The organism is Streptomyces sp. NPDC005423 (genome assembly GCF_040606415.1).
Lineage (GTDB): Bacteria > Actinomycetota > Actinomycetes > Streptomycetales > Streptomycetaceae > Streptomyces.
The window spans coordinates 545,107-558,642 of record NZ_JBEXET010000001.1 but is presented as its reverse complement, the minus strand read 5'-3'; the positions used below and the strand labels follow the sequence as shown (position 1 = coordinate 558,642).

The 13,536-nt window shown below is 69.6% G+C and carries 21 protein-coding genes; 3 read left to right on the top strand and 18 right to left on the bottom strand.

Annotated features, from left to right (window positions below; translation table 11 throughout):
• Nucleotides 1–87: 87 nt before the first annotated feature.
• The 15 genes from ABZT12_RS02580 to ABZT12_RS02510 all read right to left on the bottom strand — a co-directional run bounded on the left by ABZT12_RS02580 (nt 88) and on the right by ABZT12_RS02510 (nt 8,018).
• Nucleotides 88–258: a hypothetical protein gene (locus ABZT12_RS02580; RefSeq protein WP_356376022.1), complete on the bottom strand. Its 171-nt coding sequence runs from the start codon at nt 256–258 to the stop codon at nt 88–90.
• Nucleotides 255–629 carry a hypothetical protein gene (locus tag ABZT12_RS02575; RefSeq protein WP_356376020.1) on the bottom strand — a complete coding sequence of 125 codons (375 nt, stop codon included), beginning with the start codon at nt 627–629 and terminating at the stop codon, nt 255–257. Before ABZT12_RS02575 ends, ABZT12_RS02580 begins: the two co-directional genes overlap by 4 nt.
• The gene (locus ABZT12_RS02570; RefSeq protein ID WP_356376018.1) at nt 626–1,036 is read right to left on the bottom strand and encodes a hypothetical protein; all 411 of its coding nucleotides are present in this window, start codon (nt 1,034–1,036) and stop codon (nt 626–628) included. The genes ABZT12_RS02575 and ABZT12_RS02570 overlap by 4 nt, the downstream gene beginning before the upstream one ends.
• Nucleotides 1,021–1,356 (bottom strand): hypothetical protein, encoded by a 336-nt coding sequence (locus tag ABZT12_RS02565; RefSeq protein ID WP_356376017.1) that lies wholly within the window; start codon nt 1,354–1,356, stop codon nt 1,021–1,023. Before ABZT12_RS02565 ends, ABZT12_RS02570 begins: the two co-directional genes overlap by 16 nt.
• Nucleotides 1,357–1,393: 37 nt before the next feature.
• Nucleotides 1,394–2,788 (bottom strand): hypothetical protein, encoded by a 1,395-nt coding sequence (locus tag ABZT12_RS02560; RefSeq protein ID WP_356376015.1) that lies wholly within the window; start codon nt 2,786–2,788, stop codon nt 1,394–1,396.
• 23 nt (nt 2,789–2,811) lie between these two features.
• Nucleotides 2,812–3,036, bottom strand: coding sequence for a hypothetical protein (locus ABZT12_RS02555; RefSeq protein ID WP_356376013.1), 225 nt, complete (start codon nt 3,034–3,036; stop codon nt 2,812–2,814).
• Between the two features lie 151 nt (nt 3,037–3,187).
• A complete protein-coding gene (locus ABZT12_RS02550; protein WP_356376011.1) occupies nt 3,188–3,736 on the bottom strand; it encodes a hypothetical protein in 549 nt (182 codons plus the stop codon).
• Nucleotides 3,733–4,326, bottom strand: a complete 594-nt coding sequence (locus tag ABZT12_RS02545; RefSeq protein ID WP_356376009.1) for a hypothetical protein — start codon at nt 4,324–4,326, stop codon at nt 3,733–3,735. The genes ABZT12_RS02550 and ABZT12_RS02545 overlap by 4 nt, the downstream gene beginning before the upstream one ends.
• Nucleotides 4,327–4,397: 71 nt before the next feature.
• The gene (locus ABZT12_RS02540) at nt 4,398–4,607 is read right to left on the bottom strand and encodes a hypothetical protein (RefSeq protein WP_356376006.1); all 210 of its coding nucleotides are present in this window, start codon (nt 4,605–4,607) and stop codon (nt 4,398–4,400) included.
• The gene (locus ABZT12_RS02535) at nt 4,608–4,847 is read right to left on the bottom strand and encodes a hypothetical protein (RefSeq protein ID WP_356376003.1); all 240 of its coding nucleotides are present in this window, start codon (nt 4,845–4,847) and stop codon (nt 4,608–4,610) included. It lies immediately after the preceding gene.
• On the bottom strand, nt 4,844–5,350 hold the full coding sequence (locus tag ABZT12_RS02530) for a hypothetical protein (RefSeq protein WP_356376000.1): 507 nt from the start codon (nt 5,348–5,350) through the stop codon (nt 4,844–4,846). Before ABZT12_RS02530 ends, ABZT12_RS02535 begins: the two co-directional genes overlap by 4 nt.
• A complete protein-coding gene (locus ABZT12_RS02525; RefSeq protein ID WP_356375998.1) occupies nt 5,347–6,009 on the bottom strand; it encodes a hypothetical protein in 663 nt (220 codons plus the stop codon). Before ABZT12_RS02525 ends, ABZT12_RS02530 begins: the two co-directional genes overlap by 4 nt.
• Nucleotides 6,006–6,998 (bottom strand): hypothetical protein, encoded by a 993-nt coding sequence (locus tag ABZT12_RS02520; RefSeq protein WP_356375995.1) that lies wholly within the window; start codon nt 6,996–6,998, stop codon nt 6,006–6,008. Before ABZT12_RS02520 ends, ABZT12_RS02525 begins: the two co-directional genes overlap by 4 nt.
• A 93-nt stretch (nt 6,999–7,091) precedes the next feature.
• Nucleotides 7,092–7,460: a hypothetical protein gene (locus ABZT12_RS02515; protein ID WP_356375992.1), complete on the bottom strand. Its 369-nt coding sequence runs from the start codon at nt 7,458–7,460 to the stop codon at nt 7,092–7,094.
• 51 nt (nt 7,461–7,511) lie between these two features.
• Nucleotides 7,512–8,018, bottom strand: a complete 507-nt coding sequence (locus tag ABZT12_RS02510) for a hypothetical protein (protein WP_356375990.1) — start codon at nt 8,016–8,018, stop codon at nt 7,512–7,514.
• Nucleotides 8,019–8,241: 223 nt separating this feature from the next.
• On the opposite strand from ABZT12_RS02510, the gene ABZT12_RS02505 reads away from it, so the two are divergent.
• From ABZT12_RS02505 to ABZT12_RS02495, 3 genes are all read left to right on the top strand, one after another.
• Nucleotides 8,242–8,670, top strand: coding sequence for a transcriptional regulator (locus ABZT12_RS02505; protein WP_356375987.1), 429 nt, complete (start codon nt 8,242–8,244; stop codon nt 8,668–8,670).
• A gap of 188 nt (nt 8,671–8,858) precedes the next feature.
• Nucleotides 8,859–9,089, top strand: a complete 231-nt coding sequence (locus tag ABZT12_RS02500; RefSeq protein WP_356375984.1) for a hypothetical protein — start codon at nt 8,859–8,861, stop codon at nt 9,087–9,089.
• 247 nt (nt 9,090–9,336) lie between these two features.
• On the top strand, nt 9,337–10,527 hold the full coding sequence (locus ABZT12_RS02495; RefSeq protein WP_356375981.1) for a site-specific integrase: 1,191 nt from the start codon (nt 9,337–9,339) through the stop codon (nt 10,525–10,527).
• A gap of 270 nt (nt 10,528–10,797) precedes the next feature.
• Here the strand turns inward: ABZT12_RS02495 and ABZT12_RS02490 are convergent, their stop codons facing one another.
• Genes ABZT12_RS02490 through repSA form a run of 3 tightly spaced genes read right to left on the bottom strand, consistent with a single transcriptional unit; the run spans nt 10,798 to nt 13,534 of the window.
• A complete protein-coding gene (locus tag ABZT12_RS02490; RefSeq protein WP_356375977.1) occupies nt 10,798–11,955 on the bottom strand; it encodes a site-specific integrase in 1,158 nt (385 codons plus the stop codon).
• On the bottom strand, nt 11,955–12,143 hold the full coding sequence (locus ABZT12_RS02485) for a helix-turn-helix domain-containing protein (RefSeq protein ID WP_356375974.1): 189 nt from the start codon (nt 12,141–12,143) through the stop codon (nt 11,955–11,957). Before ABZT12_RS02485 ends, ABZT12_RS02490 begins: the two co-directional genes overlap by 1 nt.
• Entirely contained in the window at nt 12,140–13,534 is a 1,395-nt protein-coding gene (gene repSA, locus ABZT12_RS02480; protein WP_356375971.1) for a replication initiator protein RepSA, read from the bottom strand. The genes ABZT12_RS02485 and repSA overlap by 4 nt, the downstream gene beginning before the upstream one ends.
• Nucleotides 13,535–13,536 lie beyond the last annotated feature (2 nt).

The window sequence follows — 13,536 nt, the reverse complement described above, 5'->3', positions numbered from 1 at the left end:
GGCCATGGCTACTGGAAAGTAATACCGGCGGTTTCGCGCGTCTGCGGTTGCGCGCGCGTGAACGCATGCGTGTGCGCGCAGCGTGGGTCATTCCGGGGGACGGCGGCATCGGTCGTAGAGGCTGTTGAGGACGCCGACGAGGGCGAGGAGCAGCACGGTGAGGGTGGCGACGAAGGCGATGATCCAGCCGTAGTAGGCGTGGACGAGGACGGCGAGGGTGGTGAGGGCCTCGACGACGAGGGCGCCGTTGCTGCTCATCTGCGGGCCCGGCGGGTGCGGTGGTCGGTGGTGGTCTCGTGGGCGAGCGCGGCGGCGCCGACGAGGGCGGTGACGGCCCAGCCGATTCCGCCATGTGCGAGGCAGGCGAGGCCTGCGAAGAAGCAGGCGAGGGCGAGCAGTGCGGTGAAGGCGACGTTGGCGCGGCTGGGGGGCGGGCAGGTGCAGCGGCGCGCGGCAGCCGCAGCGAGGGTCGTGATGGCGTAGCCGTATCCGTGGAGGCTGTGGTCGATGTGCTCGGCGGCCTCGGTGGTGTGGAAGGGGCCGGCGGGGTCGGTGGTGATCCAGTAGTCGTCGAGGGCGGCGGCTATCGCCTCCTGGGGTGTGACGGACTGGGGCGAGTGGTGGGTCATGAGGTGGCTCCGGGGCCGAAGATCGCGGTGTACAGGGCGTCGATGGGGTCAGGGCCGACTGCTGGTGGCCGCTTGGGGCGTCGGTCGGGGACGGGGATGGAGTGCTGTTTGCGCAGCTCGCTGATGCGGCTGTACTGGAGGCGGGTGGCCTTCCTGATCTGCTCGTAGGTGGCGCCGGCGCGGAGCATGGCGGTGGCCCGTTCTTCTCTCGCTCGGCGCTCGGCGGGGGCGAGTCTGATCCGGTCGGGCGGCAGGGGGATGCGCCGCTCCGCGCGGACGCGTACGACGCGGGACTGGCCGACCCTGAGGACGCTGACGATGTCCTGGTGGGTGACGCCGTCGCGGAGCATGCCGGCGATCTCGTCGTCCAGGCCCTCGCGGTCGCTGCGGGTCATCGGGTGCGCCATGGGGTGGGTCGTACGCTTTGGGTGGCGCGGCCGGTGGTGCGTTGGGCGGCGGATGCGCGGGTGCGGGCTACGGGGCAGCTGGCGATGTGGGGCTGGCGCAGGACCTCGCGTTCCTCGGCGGAGGGGCGGTCGCTGCTGAGCTGGCGGGTCCAGTAGATGGCCTCCCTGATCGATACGGCCTGGTTGCCGGTGGGGTCCTCGGGCGGGTCTATGGCGATGATCTGGCGGTGTCTTGTGGTGAGGGCGTACAGGACGCTTCTCCCGCAGAGATCGCATCTGCCGAAGCCGGTGGTGGTCCGGCGGGCGGTGCTGTCGTACATGTCAGGTCGGGTGTCCTTCCGGGGCGTGCGGTGGGTGTCAGGCGCTTGCGGTTGCGGGTGGGCCGCGCCAGGGCCGCAGATCGCTGCCGTGCCAGGTGGGGCGGTGGGGGTCGGAGATGTCCCAGCCGTGCCAGCGTTCGTCGAGGAGTTCGCCGGTGTGCGGGTTGAGGACTCCTTCGGGGACCAGGCGCAACCGGGGCTGGTGCAGGGTCCGGTACAGGGAGCGTTCTTCCAGGTGGCGCTCCCAGGCGGCGCGTTCGTCCGCGTGGCGGTGGTGGCGCCGGGCGGCGAGGCCGGAGGTTCCGCGCTGGTCGGCGGCGTGGGCGAGGAGGGCTTCGTCGGGGTGCAGGCGGACGTGGCCGGAGAGTTCGGGGGCGAGGTAGTACAGGCCCTCGCGCTCGTTGGCGAGACCGTCGGCGGCCAGGCGCTCAAGGCGGCGGGCGACGGTGGTGCGGTGCAGGGCGGTGGCCTGCTGGATCTGTGCCCTGCTGATGCCTTCGACGGGGTCGAGGCAGGCCAGGATGCGGGCGCCGCTGGTGCCGTGGGCCCAGTGGTGGCATGCGTCGTGGGCCATCACCGAGGCCAGCGCGACGGTGTCGACCGCGGCGCCGTCGCGTGCGGTGGGGGTGGTGTGCGCGTTCGGGACAGTCGCCAGCCGCTGGCCTTGGGGGGGCAATGCCTGTCCCGGACGTGCACGGGACAGGAGTGTTCTGATGTGGGCGGGGATGGCCAGACGCCACCGTGAGGGCCGCTCCCGGCCGCTCCCGCGCTCCAGCAGTACGAGCCAACCGTCCCGTGCCAGACGGGCGTTGCTGGCCTCGGCGGTGGAGCGGGCGCAGCCCATCTGCTCGGCGAGCGGACGCACCGCGCTGAGGTGGTCCAGGCCGCCCGCCGACTCGCACAGCCGCAGGCGGGCGGCGAGGTTCTTCTGGTCGACCGCCCGCCCGCCGCGCGCGGCCCACGCCAGCGACTCCACCGCTCGCCGGACCTCGCCCACCTTCTCGACGGCGTCCTGGCGCCCGGTGACCGTTCCGGTCCGGCCGACGAACTCGGCCGCCCGGGTGAGCATCGCGGTGAGCTTGTGCTCGGCGTACTCGGCGCCCTTGCGCTCACGCAGCCGGCGCGCCCACCACCCCCCAGCGGTGGGCGTGTAGATCAGCGCCTGGTGGAAGTCGGCCGGCGTCCATGCACGGTCCGGCTGTGAGCACGCCACGGCGAGGGCTATCGTCAGCCGGTAGCCGGAGTCGGCGTCGTCGCGCCCGGTGTAGCGGCCTTCGGTGTCTCCCTCCAGGAGCAGCCGCAGCGACCGTCCGCTGATGGGCCGCCGCTCCCACACCTGCCCGCGTCCGTCCGCACCCCGCGTCCGGGCAGCGCCACCGGCCCCGCCACGGCTGTGGCAGGGCTCGGCAGTGAGCGCACGGGCGTTGGGCATTGGGTCCTAGCTGGTGTCGTTGTTCAGGCGATGGGTGGCCCGGGACAGATCCGGGCGTGGTCTTCAGACAGGTGCGCGGTGAAGTTCGCGACGTCGACGGGGCCGGAGGCCTCCAGGACGCAGCCCCACCGGCAGGTGAAGCGGGCGGCCGGGTACGCGAGCCAGATGCCGCGCTTGGTGTGCCAGTCGCCGAGGTCGACCCACAGGCCGAAGGACCCGGCGACGGGCAGCTCGTCGATGACGGGCATGGCCTACGCGCCGAGCGGGCCGAGGATGGCCCGCAGTGCGAGCAGCAGCCACATCCGGTACACGCCAGCCTCCGGTATTCGTTCAGAAGTTCGATTAGATGGGTCCGGCCGCCCCTTTGTGAGGGGAGCGGCCGGGCGGCCGGACCCGGTCTCAGACGGCCGCCGCGGGCGGCCCGGCGGTCCCGGCCGGGCTGGCGGCCGGGGGCGGGGTCGGTCCGGCCGGGCGCATGTCCATGGAGCGGACGACGAACCGTTGCCCGACCTTGATCCGTCCGGCCGCGAGCTCCTTGGCGTACTGGTGCGCGAGGCTGACGACCCCCAGGTGCACCAGGGCCTCCGCCGACATCCCGGACTGCGCCAGCACCGCGAGGTCGCGGCGCAGCGCTGGCGCCCGGCTCACGTCGATACCGGCCAGCGGATCGGCCAGGAACCGGCGCGGCAGCGCTGCCCTCGCCTCTGGCGCATCGTCCGGCGCGCCGGACGGCGCAGGCTCGGCGGCATCAACCCCGCTGGCCTGCGGCTCATCCGCCATGTCCGGCTCACCAGGCGTCGCACCGTCCGGCCCGGTGTCCGGCGCGTCCTTCCCCAGATCGCGTCGCACCGTGTCCTTGGAGACGTTGAGCCGCCGCCCGATGGCGCGCTGGCTCATCCCCTCGCCGCGCAGCTGGCGCACCAGCGTGCGCCGGTCGGCCCGCGTCACCGCGCGCCGCCGATGTGGACGGGGCGGCCGTCGCGGACGATGGTGAGCCGGTGCGGGCCGGCCTCGAACCACAGCCCCATCAGCGGGTCCGGGTCGTCCTCGACGGCGAAGCAGCCCACCAGGCCCGCGGTGTCCTCGCTCTCGGGCAGGGTGTGGGCGAGCAGCTGCATCGACAGGAAGCCGTGCGCCCCTGCGGCGACGATGTACGTCTCGCCGAACGCGTCGGACAGGCCGCCGGCCTCGTAGTGGACGTGGACCAGGTCGCCCGGGCGCACCGGGTACCAGGGCGCGGACTCAAGGTCGGCGCCCGCCGACATCAGGATGCCGACCTCCGCGACGATGTCCCGGGCGCGCTTGGCGTCCTCGGCCCGGGCGAGCGGACTGCGCTGCTCGTCATCGGTGAGGGGCAGCTGGGCGACGATCCGCAGCGCGAGGACATCGACCTGCATGGCCCACGGCTTCGGAGCCTCCGGGCCGGGCGCCTCGAGGTGGGGCAGCGCACGGCCGTAGATCAGGTCGGCGGCCGGCACGTCCTCGACGGGCTGCTTGAGAACACGGGTGATGATCTTCAACGCCTCGGTACGGCGCATGATGCGATTCCTTCGGTGGTTTGCCCGGCCGGGCACGGCGGTTGTCAGGGCACGCCGTGCCCGGCTGGAGATCAGGTGGTGGTGCGCTCGGCCTTGAGGCGGCGCGCGGTGGTGGCGAGGGCCTCGACCGGCACGGTGACGTAGAACCCGACGGCGATCAGCTGGGCGGCCTGGCGGGCGGCGATGCGCCGCAACTCGCTCTGGTCCAGGTGGAGTTCGACGGACAGGGCGGCGGCCAGGACATCGACCGCGGCCTCGACCACGATGCCGGTACGGGGCATTCAGTCCTCCAGGTAGTCGCGGCAGCGCGCCGCACGGACATGACGGACGCGGGTGAGGGCGAACTCGGGATGCCACGGCGCCTGCGCGGAGGGCTCCGGGTAGGGCCGAATCGGCTGGCGCGGGGGCTGCACGATCCGGGTGGCCGGCTCCCGCTCGCCGACGGCATCGATCAGACTGGCGACCATCCACAGGGCGAGCACGCCCAGGGCTGCGCTGACGAGCCAGGCTTCAACGGTCACGACGGCCCCCGCTCGTCGAAGGTGACGAGGGCGATGTCGAGTTCCAGCGCGAACTCCCAGCGGGCGAGCCGGTCTTCCGGTTCCCACTCGCAGTCCAGACCGTGCTCACACAGATGCAGTGCGGCATCCGCGAGCACGGTCGGCGCGGCCAGCTCATCGATGAGCAGCCGACGGGAGTCGTACAGGGTGTGTGCCGACCAGCCGACGACGGGCGACCAGCGCAGCGTCAGGCCGTCCGCCCGCACGCCAGCGCCCAGGCCCGGGTGCCCGGGCACCCACACCACGCGCAGGAATAAGACGCGCTCCTCGCTGTGTCCCACCCCTGCCTCGATCAGCGTGGGCGGGTGCGGGTCTCCTGCCACGATCTCGGCGAACACCGCGTCGCCGTAGGGGAGATGAGGGAAATACATCAGGGCCTGGGTGGCTTCGCCCACCGACGGCCGGCTGCCGCCTCGGGTGCTCTTCGCAGGCCCGGCGGTGCCGGTCTCCTCGATGGCGCTCACGCGGCACCCGCTTCCGGCTGGCCGGCCAGCCGCTCGCCGATCCAGCGTGCGGCCGAGTTCACCGTGCGCAGCGGACGCCCGCCCCGGCCACGGCCGTCGTTGCAGTGCTCGAAGCGCAGCTGCTGCACGTAGCCGAACTGGCCGTCGGGGCTGGGCACGGCGAGCGCCGTCCACACGATGCCCCCGCGGTCGCCGCGGCTCTGGCCGATCTGCCCGACCACGGTCGCCGCGGTGACCTCCTTGACCTTGAGGCGGGTGACGACAAAGTCGTGCGGCTCGGCCTCCCGCAAGCGACCGACATCGAGCCACGGGGTACCGGGCCACAGCAGCAGCCCGGCCACCTGACGGGGCGCCATCCCGTACCCCAGCCACTTGGTGCTGGTATGCGTCTCGCCGGTGTCCTCGGTCTTCTCACCGGTGATCACCCGGGCCACGCCGCACGAGCGGCACACGATCCGCACCACGGACTGGTCGAAGGAGTTGCCGTGCCCGCAGTACTCGCTGTCGGCGCACTCGTGCTTGGGCCGTTCCTCGCCGTAGCCGGTGTGCCGGTACTTGTTCTCCTCGGTGCGGAAGGAGACGTCCCACGCGGGCTTCTTGCAGTCGCGCAGGTGCTCGGGCTTCTCCCAGCCCAGGTAACTGTCGAGTGCCGACGTCACACCGCACCCCCCGAAGCCTCGTCGACGTCCCCGCGCTCGTCCTCGAACCCGGCCTCCGTCGCCTCGGCCACCTGCAACGCGTACTCGTCGGACGCACCGACCCCGTAGCGCTCGTCGAGGTAGGAGGCCTCGTCGTACCCCTGTGCGTCGTGGGCGACGGCGGCGGCCCGGTCGGCGGCGGCGATCTCGTGCCCGGCGCGGGCCAGGGCGTCGACCACGCACACGTCGCTGCAGAACCAGCGCGGTCCGTCACCGAGGCTGGCGATCTCCAGCCGCGACCAGCCGAACAGGTCCGACGCGTCCAGGTCGTGATCGGTGCCGCAGTTCGGGGTGGGGCACTTCGCTCGGATGTCGCGGACCTCGGCGTCGACCAGGCTCGCGGGTGCCGCACGCTGACCGCTGACGACGACGAGGTCAGCACGGCCGCCGTACGACGAGACGCACTCGACAACGGCCCGCTCGTACGGGCTGCCCGCTTCGGGGACCTGGACACGTCCGGTCCAGGTCAGCGTCATCGGGGGGCTGCTGTCGTGCGCCGTCTTGGCGTACTCGATGGCCGCCGCGATCTCCGCGACCGGCAGATGGTGATGACCGGGGCGGCCCTCGATCAGCCGGCCCACCGCCTCGACCTGACGCTGCGCGCCGGCCATGCGGGCGAGCTGGCGGCCTCGCTCGGCCATCTCCGCCTGATCCTCGGCGTGGGCCTGCTCGGCGGAGGCCGCCGCGATGTCCTGGGCGCGTTGCGGGTCGAAGAGAAGGCCGGCGTCGGCCTCGGCCTGCGCCAGCTCCTGCGCGGTCGCCGCGCCGTCGGCCATCGCCGCGGTGATGACTCCCGCCGCCGCCCGGACGGGGTCGACGTACGAGGAGCCGAGCGGGACGGGCAGCACCTGTCCGTACGCGGCGAACATCTGGGCTGCCTGCTCCGGTGTCGCGGAGGGCGGGTACTCGGGGGGCAGGACCCCGGCGGAATTCTGAGATGCTGTGTTCAAGCTGATCCACTCCTGGTTGAGGTTTGGGTGTGGATGGGCCTAGGGGCCGTAGTTCCGGGGTCCAGCCCGGACGCGGCCCTGCCCGCTTATGCGCTAGCGGCGGGTCGTGCGCAGACGCGCAAGGACATGCTCTGGAACGGCAAGGCGCCATCGGTTCTCGTCCGTGGCCCCGTCGTTGCGGGAGACGTGTTGGACGAGCCACCCGCGGGAGCGCAGGACGCTCAGCTGCACGTTCACCTGAGCGAGCGTCAGTCCCGTCTCCGCGACCAGTTCCTCGTCGGATGGCTGAAACTGCGGCGAAATGACGCCCGAGCGGAAGTTGGCGTGGCCCAGGAGAGTCAGGGCCAGCAGGCGGGTATGCGGGTTCATGCCGCTGATGCGCATCCCTTGTTGGAAGAGGGAGCGGGTCGTCTCCCCCTTGCGCAGGCGGGCCGGAGCTGCGTTCACAGCTGGCTGTTCCACGGTTCCTCATTCGTTGTGTGGTGAGGTGGCTCGATCCGAAAGGACTGGTCGCTAGGCGACGCGTTGCTGGCGCTGCCCTTCCAGGACGGCCTGTGGGTCGAATCGGCGAGATCGACCGACGTAGTGCAGGCCGGGCCATGGGTCGGCGGGGTCGTGTTCGAGCGCCCATTGCTGGATCTGCTGATCGATCCAGGACATGGACTTGCGCAGGAAGGCGGCCAACTCGCGTTGGTCCATCAGTTGACCCGGAAGCGGTTTCAACCCCGCCTTCCGAATTCTCGGTTTGCATGTAAATGTAGAATCCTGAAGCGGGAAAGAGGTCGGCTCGAACAGGTCGGCGACCTCCCGGCCGAGAGCGAGCGCGATCAATTCCGCTGCTCTGTCGCTGCAGTCCTCACGGGCTGTTTTCCCGGCTCCCGTGATGAAGCCGACGTATGCCTTGGAGAGGCCGGCGCCCTCGGTGTCGATCTCTCGGGTTCGGGCGGCGAGGCGCGGGATGTCCAGTCCGGATGCCCTCATGGCGTCCCGGAGGGGGGCTCCCTTGGCCAGTCGTCGCATGGTGCTCCTCCGGCGCGTGGCCGAATAGGGGTGAACAGGCTTCTCCGACCTGCGCCGTCTACGTTTGCATGTAAATGTAGATTGAGCAAGGGTTGGATGCTGCTGCCGTTGGGTCGCACAAGGGTTCACGAGGGCGGTGTAGACGCCCATGCATGGTCAAGTACGGGTCATCGTGCGTGGATCTACTTGCGCATGTAGATGTAGATGCTCGATGCTCTTGCCTGTGACGAGCCGCCAGAACCACCCCGGCGAGCATCCTGCCGAGGAACCCGCCCCTCGGGGCGAGAATCTGGGGGAACTGCTCACGCGTCATCTTCATGCCGTGGACAGGGCGCCGAAGGAGCTCGCCGAGGTCGCCGCCGTTCCGTACGCGACGCTGTACGCGTGGCTCAACGGGTCGCGCGGAACGTCCCGCGTTCCCCCGGAACGGCTGCGCGCCCTGGCCTCGACGCTCAGGAGCTGGGGTTCGAGCGTCACGCCACGAGAGATCTTCGAAGCTGCGGGTCGGCCCGTGCCGGGCCCGTCCGACGAGGAGAGGGAGCAGCACCTAATCAAGGTCTTCCGCCGTCTCGGCGCGAAGCAGCAGCGAACTCTGATCAAGGTGGCAGAAGACCTGGATACGGCGATCCGCTCCCATGAGCGTCCCGGGTAGGTTTCCCGAGCCGGACACATGTCTCGTTTTCTCGGTCAGAAACAAACACGCTTCACATATTCCAAACGACTTTCACAACATCAACACGCACAGGTACTGTCAGCCACCGAACCACCGCTGTTCTCCCGGAGCGGGCTTTTGGCAACTGGTCCTGCCCTGGGGGAATTCCTGTGTGCGTACGTATCGCCGTGGCCGACGATCTCTCGGAGATCGCGCTGTGGGATCCGGACGAAGTGACGATCTTCGTTCGGCTGGGCACCCACCTGTACGACGTGGTGAGAGAAATCCACGAGATCTTGACGATCGACCTCGGCGCACCATCCACAGGTGCAGGCCTGTCCTGTTTCTGCGGCGCAGGCGTAGAACTCCCCGCTGAGGTCGCGTCGCGCTCCGCGCAGGCTGGCGCACCGACGTCTTGATCAGGAGCACGCCCGAATGGTGCGCAAGACGGCCCAGCCCAGGGCCACCACTAACCCACGCCCCAATCCGTCCATGCGCTGCGGCTGCCCGCCGTGCCTGAAGAAGTACCCAGGCGATCGGCCGTCGACTAACGAGCACACCGGATCCTGGGAAGCCCGATACACAGACCCCTCAGGCCGAGACCGCAGCAAGACCAAGCCCACGCATGGGGAAGCGGTCGCTTTCCTGGAGCAGACCCGCACCGAAATGCGGCAGCGGACATGGGTCGACCCGGCTCGCGGTGAGATCACCCTCGATGCATGGTGGGCCCTGTGGTGGCCGACCCAGACGAAGGGGGAGCCCCGCATCGAGCACTGGACGCAGTCTCAGCTCCGGGACGAGGGAATGTGGCGCAACCACATCGCGCCCGAGTTCGCCAGCGTCAAGTTGTACGAGATGGCGTGGCGCGAGACCCAGCTATGGGTGAACGCGCTGCACGACGAGAACGGCGGCCCCTTGGCGGCCTCCTCGGTGACGAAGTGCTTCCAGGTCCTGGACCGCATGCTCGAAGATGCCAAGCGGGACCGTCGCATCCCCTTTAATCCGGCTGAGGGCGTCAAGTTGCCGACGATCAAGAAGCAGCACCCGGAAGAGCGGCGGCCCCCGAGTTACGCCCAGCTCTGGCTGATCAGACAGAAGCTTCCCGAGTACATGCACGCACTTCTAATCGTTGCCCAGGAGACAGGGCTCCGTTTCCAGGAGCTGGCCGGGCTCCGCTGGTGCAACGTGGACTTCGAGGGCCGGCGTATCCACGTCCGTGAGGTCCTGGTGGAGCCGCGCGGGAAGATCAAGCGAAAGGAGTACCCGAAGAGCGACGCCGGTCTCCGGTCGGTGCCGCTCACTGGTCTCGCTTCGCGGATGCTGCGCGAGTTGTGGATGGATGAGCCGGGTGCCAGCCGTGCCGTGTCCGAACCGAAGGACGGGCTGTGTGAAGAAGAGCTGGTGTTCCACGGCCGTAACAAGGTCCGCCGCGGATCGAAGGAGGTCGACGGTGTGGGGGAGGCGTACCGCGCGCCCCTTCGTAGGTCTGCGTTTCGGCGACTGTGGACGGATGCCATCGAGAAGGCCGGCGTCGTGCGGAAGAAGGTCCGCACGGTCACAGTGCAGAAGGTAGATAAGGAGATCGGCCGGACCCGGTCTGTGAAAGACGAGCGCACGGATTGGTGGCCCGACTTTCACGACACTCGGCACGCCTTTGCGTCTCGGCTCCATGCTCGCGGGGTACCGGAGGTCATCACACAGGAGATCCTCGGGCACGAGCGGGCGGGCGAGGTGACGTGGATCTATACGCATGCGGCGGCGGACTACGCAGGCCAAGTCCTGGCGGCGCTGGAGGATGGGAAACCGGGTTTCAGCAGGAGGCCGGGGCGACGGCTCCGGGTTGTGACGGCCGCGTGAGTTACCCCAGGACTACCCCGGATCTACCCCGGCAGAGGCGTACGTTGGGCGAGGGCGGAGCAGGGGCGAGCTATGTAGAAGCGTGTAGACAGGCCGTTGACCAGCCTGTTCGCCGACCTGCGATGATCATCTAATTAGTCCTGAATCCTGATAAGGATGAGGCCACAGGTTCAAATCCTGTTAGCCCCACCAGCCAGAAGACCCCCAGCCGATCAGGCTGGGGGTCTTTTGACACCACCGGTTGACACCAACGGCGGTGAACGGCGGCGGTCAGCCGATGAGCGGATCTTCCAGGAGATCGGCGAGCATCGCGGCGGCTTCCCGTTGGTCGGAGCCCACCACGTGCGTGTAGACGTCCATGGTCATGCTGATCTGGCTGTGCCGGAGGATCGTCTGAGCGACCTTGGGATGCACCTTCAGAAAGGCGAGCAGGGTCCCGCAGGTGTGCCGGGCGAGCCGGACCGTGATCCGACGCACGCCGGCCCGCTTCACGAGGGCGTTGAAGGCCCGGGAGAAGCCCACGGGGTCGGTCAGCCCGCCGCGCTCCGACGAGAAGATCACGTCATGGTCCGGCTCCTGCCGCCACTGGTCACCGACGATCTGCCGCTCAAGGTCTTGCAGCTCCCGGCGCTCTTCCAGGGCGCGGGCGCAGAACTCCGGAAGCGGCAGCACGGCCGTGGAGGACTCCGTCTTGAGATCCTTGAGGATCAGGCCCTTCCCCTTCTCTCGCTGCACCTGCTTGGTCGGTGTGAACTGCCGGTTCTCGAAGTCGATGTCCTGCCAGCGCAGGCCCAGCACCTCGCTTCTGCGGAGCCCGAGGACGAGGACCAGGACGCAGGCCGCGTAGAAGCGGTGGGCGCGTGCGGTCCGCAGGAAGGTGATCGCCTCGCGGGCGGTCCACGCCTTCCCCTTGTCCTTGCTGACCTTGGGCATGTCGACCAGCAGCGCGACGTTGCGCGTCAGTAGCTCTTCGCGGATGGCCCGGTTCAGTGCGTTCCGGAGGACGCGGAGCACCTCGAAGCGCGTGGGCGCCGGCACCTTGTCCCGCTTCAACGTGGCCATGAAGGCACGCAACTGGGCAGGGGTCAGCTTGACCAGCGACTTCTTGCCGAGGTGCGGCACCAGGTACAGCCTGACCTTGGACTCGTACTTGACGTACGTGTTGTGCTCGGAGTCCGGCTCAACGATGTGCTCCAGCCAGTACGCCAACCACTCGCCGAGCGACCAAGCACGGGACGGCACGGGGACGCCGTTGCGCTCCTGGTCCTGGAGCTTGCCCAGCTTCTCGTTGGTCTCGTCCCACGTGGCGCCATAGACGGTCTTACGGACCCGGTTGCCGTCCGTGTCGGTGACGTACGCGCGGCCCATGTATCGGCCGTCCGCTCGCTTCGAGATCGTGCCCCCGCCGTTGGGGCGCCTCTTGGTCATCAGGCACCTTCCCCGAGACGACCGTCGATGAAGTCCCGCACGGCGTCAGCCGGAATCCGTCGGCATCCGTCGATCTTGATCGAGACGAGGCGATGCGTACGGATCAGGTCGTAGACCTTGGAACGACCGACCTTGAGTTGTGCCATGACCTCCGGCACCTTGAGCAGTTCTGGCGCTGGGGTGGTCACGTGGCGGCTCCTTCCAGTTCGAGCAGGGCGGGTAGTTCCTCGCGTGCGGTCTCGCGGTTGAGTTGGATGTCGCGGTGGATGGTGGCGGCGAGCCAGGACTCACCCGGAGTGTGGCCGTGGCCGGCGTAGGTCCAGTGGGCGAGGGTGAGCGTGGTGGCCTCCGGGTGGTCGTCGGGGTCGGGCAGGCCGAGTGCTTGGCGTTGCTGGGCGGCGCGGTAGTCGGCGCGGACCTGGCGGAGGGCGCCCAACGTGGTGGAGTAGCGGCGGGACTTGGTGGAGAAGTGGCCGCGGAAGCCGAGCATGTGGGCCCAGTCGCGCAGCTTGCGGTCCGGGTAGAGCGGGTGGAGGTCGAGGCAGGCCGCGATGAGCCGGGCGGGGTGGTCGGGCACGTCGAGGAGGACGAGGGCTTCCTTGTTGCCGATGCGGCGGTCGACCGTGCCTGTGGTCTCGGCCGCTTTGGTGGCGTACTTGGCGACGTAGGAGGCGACGGCCTGTTCGGTGATCTCTTCACCGTGGCCGAAGGCGCCGATGGGCTGTACGTCGAGCTGGGTGCCCCAGCGCAGGGTGCGGGCCGGCTCATCCCCAGCCGGGACGACCTCGACCGCGACGCGGGCAGCAGCGGCACGGATCGCGTCGTCGAGCAGGTCGAGGGTGGCCCAGACCGGTGGGGGACTGTCAGGCCCGTCCGGTCCGTCGAAGCGGATCACGGCGTGGAAGTGGACGGCGCCGCGTTTCTGGTATTCGGCGACCTTGCCGAAGGCGACACGGGACTGTTCGTGGGCGTCTTTCTGGGTGAGGCCGGCGCGCTTGGCGATCTCGCGGCGCAGGTAGATCGTGAAGTAGCGCCACAGGTCGGAGGCGTGGTTGTTCCACAGGACTGCGCCCGTGTAGTCGTAGGCGGTCGGGTTGAGGGGGGTGCCGAGTTCGGGGGCGTCCTCGGTGTGGCGGGTGCCGCAGCGGCAGGGCCGGACCCCGGGGCGGTTGTGGACCGGGCCGAACGACGGGGCGGTGAGGGTGGCGAAGACCCGCGGGTGCTCCCGAATCGTGTGCGGGGTGCCCTTGGCGGGGTCGCCGACGAGGCCGGCGCGGATGAGGTGGTAGGTGTCGCCGGCGTAGGTCCAGGCGCAGGCCGGGCAGCGGGAGGCACGCCGGTTGCCGCAGGCGATGCGGAGCGTGCCGCCCGGCTCGTCATCGGTGTCGTAGTAGTGCAGAACGGTCTTTGTGGTCGGGTCGATCGTCTTGGTCCCACCGGTCAGCCGGATGGGGTCGGAGCAGCCTCCGGTACGGCGGATCTGGTCTTGCCAGCGGTCGAAGTCAGCCGAACCGGCCACCCTCAGCACGTCGCCGAGGGTGGCCGAGTCGAGACCCGCCAAGGTGGCGGTGTCGGTCACGT

Bases quoted from the DNA above. Each gene is read 5' to 3' on its own strand.
- ABZT12_RS02580 (WP_356376022.1), bottom strand. From the start codon at position 258: ATGAGCAGCAACGGCGCCCTCGTCGTCGAGGCCCTCACCACCCTCGCC.
- ABZT12_RS02575 (WP_356376020.1), bottom strand. From the start codon at position 629: ATGACCCACCACTCGCCCCAGTCCGTCACACCCCAGGAGGCGATAGCC.
- ABZT12_RS02570 (WP_356376018.1), bottom strand. From the start codon at position 1,036: ATGGCGCACCCGATGACCCGCAGCGACCGCGAGGGCCTGGACGACGAG.
- ABZT12_RS02565 (WP_356376017.1), bottom strand. From the start codon at position 1,356: ATGTACGACAGCACCGCCCGCCGGACCACCACCGGCTTCGGCAGATGC.
- ABZT12_RS02560 (WP_356376015.1), bottom strand. From the start codon at position 2,788: ATGCCCAACGCCCGTGCGCTCACTGCCGAGCCCTGCCACAGCCGTGGC.
- ABZT12_RS02555 (WP_356376013.1), bottom strand. From the start codon at position 3,036: ATGCCCGTCATCGACGAGCTGCCCGTCGCCGGGTCCTTCGGCCTGTGG.
- ABZT12_RS02545 (WP_356376009.1), bottom strand. From the start codon at position 4,326: ATGCGCCGTACCGAGGCGTTGAAGATCATCACCCGTGTTCTCAAGCAG.
- ABZT12_RS02540 (WP_356376006.1), bottom strand. From the start codon at position 4,607: ATGCCCCGTACCGGCATCGTGGTCGAGGCCGCGGTCGATGTCCTGGCC.
- ABZT12_RS02510 (WP_356375990.1), bottom strand. From the start codon at position 8,018: ATGCGACGACTGGCCAAGGGAGCCCCCCTCCGGGACGCCATGAGGGCA.
- ABZT12_RS02495 (WP_356375981.1), top strand. From the start codon at position 9,337: ATGCGGCAGCGGACATGGGTCGACCCGGCTCGCGGTGAGATCACCCTC.
- ABZT12_RS02490 (WP_356375977.1), bottom strand. From the start codon at position 11,955: ATGACCAAGAGGCGCCCCAACGGCGGGGGCACGATCTCGAAGCGAGCG.